Annotated in this window: 7 protein-coding genes; 3 read left to right on the plus strand and 4 right to left on the minus strand. The window is 70.6% G+C overall.

Annotated elements, in window-relative coordinates; translation table 11 throughout:
- The first annotated feature begins 232 nt into the window (after positions 1 to 232).
- Positions 233 to 1,999, plus strand: a complete 1,767-nt coding sequence (locus ASE01_RS25035) for a hypothetical protein (RefSeq protein ID WP_056754626.1) — start codon at positions 233 to 235, stop codon at positions 1,997 to 1,999.
- Positions 2,000 to 2,145: 146 nt separating this feature from the next.
- Here the strand turns inward: ASE01_RS25035 and ASE01_RS17165 are convergent, their stop codons facing one another.
- Positions 2,146 to 3,072, minus strand: coding sequence for an oxygenase MpaB family protein (locus ASE01_RS17165; RefSeq protein WP_200958871.1), 927 nt, complete (start codon positions 3,070 to 3,072; stop codon positions 2,146 to 2,148).
- Between the two features lie 81 nt (positions 3,073 to 3,153).
- Between ASE01_RS17165 and ASE01_RS17170 the strand changes: the two genes are divergently transcribed.
- Positions 3,154 to 3,795: a TetR/AcrR family transcriptional regulator gene (locus ASE01_RS17170; RefSeq protein WP_056754630.1), complete on the plus strand. Its 642-nt coding sequence runs from the start codon at positions 3,154 to 3,156 to the stop codon at positions 3,793 to 3,795.
- Here ASE01_RS17170 and ASE01_RS17175 read toward each other — a convergent pair.
- The 3 genes from ASE01_RS17175 to ASE01_RS17185 are packed head-to-tail and all read right to left on the minus strand — an operon-like array spanning position 3,785 to position 5,940.
- A complete protein-coding gene (locus tag ASE01_RS17175) occupies positions 3,785 to 4,852 on the minus strand; it encodes an LLM class flavin-dependent oxidoreductase (protein WP_056754635.1) in 1,068 nt (355 codons plus the stop codon). The genes ASE01_RS17170 and ASE01_RS17175 overlap by 11 nt on opposite strands.
- Positions 4,845 to 5,195, minus strand: a complete 351-nt coding sequence (gene trxA / locus ASE01_RS17180; protein ID WP_056754639.1) for a thioredoxin — start codon at positions 5,193 to 5,195, stop codon at positions 4,845 to 4,847. Before trxA ends, ASE01_RS17175 begins: the two co-directional genes overlap by 8 nt.
- 7 nt (positions 5,196 to 5,202) lie before the next feature.
- Complete coding sequence (locus ASE01_RS17185) at positions 5,203 to 5,940, minus strand: glycoside hydrolase family 25 protein (protein WP_056754642.1); 738 nt, start codon at positions 5,938 to 5,940, stop codon at positions 5,203 to 5,205.
- A gap of 40 nt (positions 5,941 to 5,980) precedes the next feature.
- Between ASE01_RS17185 and ASE01_RS17190 the strand changes: the two genes are divergently transcribed.
- Entirely contained in the window at positions 5,981 to 6,541 is a 561-nt protein-coding gene (locus tag ASE01_RS17190) for an NYN domain-containing protein (RefSeq protein WP_056754644.1), read from the plus strand.
- The last annotated feature ends 975 nt before the right edge of the window (positions 6,542 to 7,516 follow it).

Below are 7,516 nucleotides of genomic sequence, written 5' to 3' on the forward strand. Positions count from 1 at the left end.
CAAACGGCGGCATTCGGCGGCGTCGTCGAGTAAAGGCGCCTAGCCTTCGAAGTGGGCCTGATTGCACGTGGGGTGTGGTCAGGAAAGGGAGTGCACGACTAGGGGGTCGCAAGCAATTGCGACCGCTTCGCGTCGGCGCTCCCTTCGCTGGTTTTCGGACGTCGGTGCCCACCCTCCAATCGTCCGATCGCCGTGCAGTGGGTACGGCACAGAACAAGTGGGGACTCCCGAAATGAACCTGTCATCGCGGCGCACGCGCCGCTCCACCGGGCTCGGGAAGCGCATCGCGCTGACCGTGCCGGTCGCGCTCCTGGCGCTGACCACCATCATGGCGCCGGGTTACGCCGACGACGCCGGCACCGGCGGTGACGCTCCGGCGTCCAGCGAGGTCGAGGCCCCGGCTCCGGCCCCTGCCCCCGAGCCCGCCCCTGCCCCCGAGCCCGCCCCCGAGCCCGAGAAGGCCCCGGAGCCGGCGCCCGAGCCCGAGAAGGCCCCCGAGCCCGAGGTCGAGGAGGCAGCCGCGCCGCAGGAGGTCCCCGAGGACGTCATTCCCGCTGGTGACGGTGCCGATGACGGCGCCGCCCAGGTGTCGGAGAGCGCCCCGAAGGCCGCCGAGTTCGAGGCCGCTGCGCCCGCGACGAACAAGAAGGTCGTCGTCTGCAAGTACGTCGGCACTCCTCCCGGAAAGCCGCACCACATCATCGTGGTCAGCAAGAGCGCCATCAAGGACTGGGACGAGGTGACGTTCCCGTGGACGTTCGCCGACGCGCAGGACTCGATCGCCATCCGCTGGGCGATCGGCAACGAGCAGCCCGGCAACGAGGAGCTCGTCAACTGCCCCGGGTACGACGAGGAAGAGCCGCCGGAGCCGATCGTCATCGACCCGCCGGACCTGGTCCCGAACGACCCGTGTGGTCCGGCCAACGCGACCTACCCGGCGACGCCGGAGACCGAGCAGTACACCGTCACCGTCAACGCGGACCTCAGCGTCACGCTGACCGCCAAGGACGGCTTCGAGTTCGAGGGTGGCGAGTCGTCGTACACGTACCCCGCCCCGGTGGACGCCAACGTCGCGTGTGCTGCGGAGGACGCCAAGAAGATCGTGGTCTGCAAGTACGTCGGCACCCCGCCGGGCGTCCCGCACCACATCATCGTGGTGAGCGAGAACGCTGCACTGTCGCAGGGCTGGGACGGCAACTTCCCGGGCATCTTCGCTGACGCCCAGGACTCCATCGCCCTTCGCTACGCGATCGGCAACGAGCAGCCGGGTGACGAGGAGCTCGTCAACTGCCCGCTCGAGGAGATCGACCCGCCGGCCATCGAGCCGAACGACCCGTGCGGCCCGGACAACATCGTGTTCCCGGCGGTGGAGGACACCGACGAGTACACCGCGGTCGTCCTGGAGAACGGCGACGTCGTGCTGCAGGCGCAGCCCGGCTACGAGTTCCCCGGTGGTCTCGAGTCCCTGCTCTACCCCCTCCCGGCGGACTCCGGCGTCGAGTGCCCCGAGGAAGCCGTCTACGTGGCGTGCGTCTACGCGGCTGACGTCGAGATCGCTCCCCGCGCGGCGCTGGCTCCGGCCGGCACCGTGGTCCTCGTGTCCGAGCTGGAGGCGCTGACCAACGGCTTCCTGGGCCTGTTCCCGTTCGAGTACGCCGCTGGCGACTCGATCGTGACGATCCTGCAGCAGCTCGGCGAGGGCCAGACGGTCGAGGACTTCGACGCACTCGAGATGTGTGGCGAGGTCGCCTCGGAGGTCTGTGACACCACGGACCCGGACGCCGTCGACGAGAACGGTGACCCGTGCACCCCCGTCGAGGAGTGCGACGAGACCGGTGCCACCGCCGACACCGCAGATGACTGCGAGATCGGTGGAGTCATCGAGGAGGGCGGCCTGCCGAACACCGGTGGACCCGTCGGGATGCTGGTGCCCCTGGGGGCACTCCTGGTGCTCATGGGCGCCGGGCTTGTCATGGTGAGGCGTCCCCACTCCGCCTGACCGTGGTCAGGGGTCCCTCCCGTCTCGACGAGGAGGGCTCCTGACGAACCCGGGTGAGGTCACCGAGTGACCACGAACGGGTGTTCGCCCCGTCGCAGCAAAGCGCTACTGCGACGGGGCGAACGACGTTGTCGGGTGTCTGCCGCTCACTTCGGCGGGGCGAACGACGTCAGCTGCGGCTTGGCGTAGAGCGCGCGCAGCCGCTCGTAGTTGAAGCGGTTCCAGGCCATCGGGTCGAGGACCAGCCACTTCGGGAGCCAGCGCCGAGCACCGCGGATCGCGGCGGCGTACACGCGGAACTCCTGCTCGCGGCGGCGCGTCCAGCGCACGCCGAGCAGCTCGCGCATGCGGGGGTGGGCCGCCTTCTCGGCGCACACCTTGGCGGGGCGGGTCAGCACCGGTGTCAGCACCCGCCATGCCGGGGTGAGCAGCACGTGCACCCAGCGCGGGCCGAACAGCGTCGGCACCGGCAGGTCGTCGAAGCGGGCGTTGGCCCACTGGAGGAACTCGTTGTCGGCCAGCCGGGTGGCGGCGACCTCGTCGTAGTAGGCCTCCACCTCGGCGACGGTGTCGGGGATCCGGGCCCGCTCGCTGGGCAGGTCGAAGTCACTGAGGTGGAGCACCGTGCGGTAGACGACCTCGCGCTGCTCGGCGTCCAGGGAGGCGCCGTACGTCGTGACGTAGCCCGTGTAGAAGATCAGCATGCTGGTCGTGCCGACCCACTTCCACAGGTCAGGATCGAGCGCGCTGTAGCGCTCTCCCTCGAAGTGCCCCTTGCCCTTGCCGTGCACGTGGCTGTGCAGCTGCTTGAGGTGGTCGGCGCTGGCGCGGCGGTCGGCGTCGTCCCCGAAGAGCAGCAGCGGCCCCCACAGGCCGCTCCGGATCCCGCGGTTGGTGAAGTTCTCCGCGAACCGGCCGCTGGCGTCCACGGCGGCCGCGACCTCGCGGTAGGCGACCTGGTCCAGGGCCAGTCGGCCGAACAGGGCGAAGGCCGCCGGCGCACCCATCCACCAGCGGACGTCCGCGGCGAGCTCGTGGTGCGGTTGGGAGGGATGCCAGGGGGCGACGGTCACGGTGACTCCTTCGACAACAGTCAACGTGCGTTGACAGATACATTGCACCCATCTGTCAACGGTTGTGTCAAGATGTTGGTCATGAGCGAAGGTGCCCGGAGGTACGGCGGACTCGACGCCACCGAACGGGCAGCGGAGCGTCGTACCCGACTGCTCGACGCGGCGCTGGACCTGATGGGCGAGCGCGGGCTCGCCGGGACCACCGTGCGGGGGGTGTCGGAATCAGCCGGCCTCGCGGCCCGCTACTTCTACGAGAGCTTCGAGGGCATCGAGGACCTCCAGCTCGCGGTCTTCGACCAGATCGCCGCGGAGGCAGCCGACCGGGCGCTCGCCGCGCTGGCCACGGCCGGCGACGACGCGACGGCCCAGACCCGCGCCGTCCTCGCCGAGATGGTCGACATCTTCCTCGAGGATCCACGCAAGGGCCGGGTGGCGCTGATCGAGTCGATCACCTCACCGGTCCTGGGCCCGCGGGTGCTGGCCGAGAGCAGCCGGTTCACCGGGATGCTCGCCGCCACCGCGTCCAGCGGGGATCCGGGCTCGGGAGCCGAGGGCCTGCCGACCGGGCTGTTGCTGCGCTCGCAGTTCCTCATCGGCGGAGCGGCCCACGCGATCGGGGCGGTGCTCCGCGGCGACATCCCCGCCGAGCGCGACGACCTGGTCGACGCGCTCGTCGACCTGTTCCTCACCGTCGACCTGGACGGGTCGACGCTCAGGCGCTGACCGCTGCCTGGGCCAGCAGCTCGCGGACACGAGGGATCACGGTGGTGCCGTAGAGCTCGATGCTGCGCAGGAGCTGCGGGTGCGGCATCGACCCGTTGCTGTACTTCAGGTCGAAGCGCTGCAGGCCGAGGGTCCGCACGGTCGAGGCGATCTTGCGCGCGACGGTCTCCGGTGAACCGACGTACAGCGAGCCCTCGTCGACCTCGGACTCGTACTGCTGCCGGGTGACCGGACCCCAGCCGCGCTCCGCGCCGATCCGGTCGCGGTTGGCCTTGAAGTGCGGGTACAGCAGCTCGCGCGCCTCTTCGTCGGTGTCGGCGACGAAGCCGGGCGAGTGGACGCCGATGGGGAGGTCGGGCTGCTCGAGCTCGGTGAGCGCGCGACGGTAGAGGTCCGTGTACGGCGCGAAGCGGGCCGGGTCGCCGCCGATGACCGCGAGCATGAGTGGGAAGCCGTAGCGGGCCGTGCGGACGACGGACTCGGGAGAGCCGCCGACGCCGATCCACGTCGGGATCGAGCCGCGCTCGGTGGTCGGGAAGATCCGGGCGTCACGCAGGGGAGCGCGCAGCTCGCCGGCGGTCCAGGTCACCGGGCCCTCGCCCTGGAGGGCGGCCCACAGGTCGAGCTTCTCGCTGAACAGCCGGTCGTAGTCGGCGAGGTCGTAGCCGAAGAGGGGGAAGGACTCGGTGAACGAGCCGCGTCCCAGGGTGATCTCGGCGCGGCCACCGGACAGGGCGTCCAGGGTGGCGAAGCGCTCGTAGATCCGCACCGGGTCGTCGGAGCTGAGCACCGTGACCGCCGTACCGAGCAGGATCCGCTCGGTGCGGGTCGCGGCGGCCGCGAGCACCATCTCGGGAGCCGACACCGCGAAGTCGTCACGATGGTGCTCGCCGATGCCGATCGCGTCCACGCCGACGCGGTCGGCGAGCTCGACCTCGGCGAGGAGGTTGCGGATGACCTGCGCATGGGGGACGCGGTCTCCGGTGTCAGGGTCGAGGGTGACGTCGCCGAAGGTGTCGAGCCCGAACTGCACCCCCGGGCTGAGCGCCTCAGCCATCGGAGGGGGTCGCTGCCTCGACGTCGAAGTCGCGGACCGCGTCGATGACCTGCTGCAGCGCAGGCGCGGGCAGGGCGCCCGCCTGGGAGAAGACGAGTGCACCCTTCTTGAAGGCCATCAGGGTCGGGATGGAGCTCACCTTGGCGGCAGCGGCGAGCTGCTGCTCCTCCTCGGTGTTCACCGAGGCGAAGACCAGGTCACCGTGCTGCTCGGCAGCGGCCTCGTAGATCGGGGCGAAATTGCGGCACGGGCCGCACCACGACGCCCAGAAGTCGACGAAGACGATCTCGTTGTCGAGCACCGTCTGCTCGAAGGTCGCAGCGGTCAGGTCGATGGTGGACATGGTGGTCTCAACGCTCCTCGGTGACGATCGATTCCTTGAGCCGGTTCAGGTCCACCCTGCCCGAGATCCCCGGCAGGGAGCCAGCATCGTCGTACTGCCAGACCGCCCAGTCCCGTCGCGGAGCCCGGTCGCCGAGCCGGCGCACCCACTGCGGGTGATCGGCGAGGTCGTCCGCGAACCCGAACCGGTCCTCGAGCTCGGGGTAGAGGTAGACGAGCGTGGGCACGCCCGCGCTGCGGTCCACGACGTCCAGGAACTCGCGGACCTCCGCGAGGAGCTCGGCACGCGGAGGCGGCTCGGCACAGCTGCCGGCGAGCTCGAGGTCGAGCGCCGGAGGGATCGCGCCGACGCCGGGCCCCAGCACCTCGAGGAAGTGCTCCGCCTGGGCGGTGCCGTCCGTGCACAGCTGGAAGTAGTGGTAGCCGGCGACCTCGACGCCGGCCCGCGTGGCGGCCCGCCGGTGCTCGGCGAACCTGGGGTCGACGAAGCCCGTCCCCTCGGTGGCCTTCAGGTAGGCGAACGCGACCCCGGCGTCGGCGACCCGGGGCCAGTCGATCGCGCCCTGGTGGTGGGAGGCGTCGATGGCCAGGCGCAGCGCCGGTTCCTCGGTGGGGGTGGGCGTCGGGGTGTCCGTCGGGCTGGGTGTCGGGCGGGGTGTCGAGAACTGGTCGGGGGGCGCGTCCGCACCACACCCGGCGAGCAGGGCTGCGGTCGCGGTGAGGACGAGACGACGCCGGAGACCCATCCGGCCACCCTTCCACGGACGGGCGGACTACTGTGCCCTCATGGGCGAGATCGCACGGACCACCCACGTCCTGGTGGACGGGGAGAACCTCGACGCGACACTGGGCACGTCGATCCTGGGCCGGCGGCCTCGACCGGAGGAACGCCCCCGCTGGGAACGGCTGCTCCAGTTCGTCGAGCGCCAGTTCGGCCAGCCCGCCAACGGCCTGTTCTTCCTCGCTGCCAACAGCGAGCTGCCGATGTCCTTCGTGCAGGCCCTGCTGGCGATCGGCTACCGGCCGATCCCCCTGTCCGGCGGCCCCAACGAGAAGGTCGTCGACATCGCCATCCAGCGAACGCTGGTGGAGCTGAAGAATCGTGACAGCGATGTCGTGCTGGTCAGCAACGACGGCGACTTCGTCGAGCAGGTCACCGACGTCCTCGACGGCCGTCGGGTCGGCCTGGTCGGCTTCACCGAGTTCCGCAACAGCGCCTTCACGCAGCTGATCCCGCGCGGCCTGGAGATCTTCGACCTCGAGTACGACGTGCACGCCTTCAACGAACGCCTCCCGCGCGTCCGGATCATCCCGATCGACGAGTTCGACCCGACGCAGTTCCTCTGACACCTGGCCGTGGTGGCCGGGACTCGTCAACCTCCGCTGGTCGAGGAGGCCGCCCACCACGGTGCACCCGGGTGTCCACGGGCCAGTTCCGGCACCGGGTCACCAGGTCTCGAGACGGTCGCTGCGCGACCTCCTCGACCAACGGGGACCCGTTCCGGGGTACCCCTCCTGCCCACGCCTGGGTCGCGCCGTGACTCGTTGGTCGAGGAGGCCGCCCGCGGCCGTCTCGAGACCYCTGGCCGTGGTGCACYCGCCCGCCCGTGGACGAGTTCCGGCACCGGGTCACCAGGTCTCGAGACGGTCGCTGCGCGACCTCCTCGACCAACGAGGACCCGTTCCGGGGTACCCCTCCTGCCCACGCCTGGGTCGCGCTGTCGACCTCCGTTGGTCGAGGAGGCCGCCCGCGGCCGTCTCGAGACCACGGTCGCTGCGCGACCTCCTCGACCAGCGAGGACCCGCTCCGGTGCACCTCTCCTGCCCACGCCTGGGTCGCGCTGTCATGACCCGTTGGTCGAGGAGGCCGCCCGCGGCCGTCTCGAGACCCCTGGCCGTGGTGCACTCGCTTGCCCGTGGACGAGTTCCGGCACCGGGTTGCCAGGTCTCGAGACGGTCGCTGCGCGACCTCCTCGACCARCGAGGAYCCGYTCCGGKGYACCYCTCCTGCCCACGCCTGGGTCGCGCTGTCATGACCCGTTGGTCGAGGAGGCCGCCCGCGGCCGTCTCGAGACCCCTGGCCGTGATGCACCCGCCCGCCCGAGGTGAATACCGGCAGCGACCCACCACCTCTCGAGACGGTCGCTGCGCGACCTCCTCGACCAACGGGGACCCGTTCCGGGGTACCTCTCCTGCCCACGCCTGGGTCGCGCTGTCGTGACTCGTTGGTCGAGGAGGCCGCCCGCGGCCGTCTCGAGACTGTGAGGCTTGGCATGCAGCCTTGGTGGTGATGGGCTGTGGTCGGTGACCACGGGCGTGACT

The sequence above is a fragment of the Nocardioides sp. Root190 genome (assembly GCF_001428565.1).
In the GTDB taxonomy this organism is placed as follows: Bacteria; Actinomycetota; Actinomycetes; order Propionibacteriales; family Nocardioidaceae; genus Nocardioides.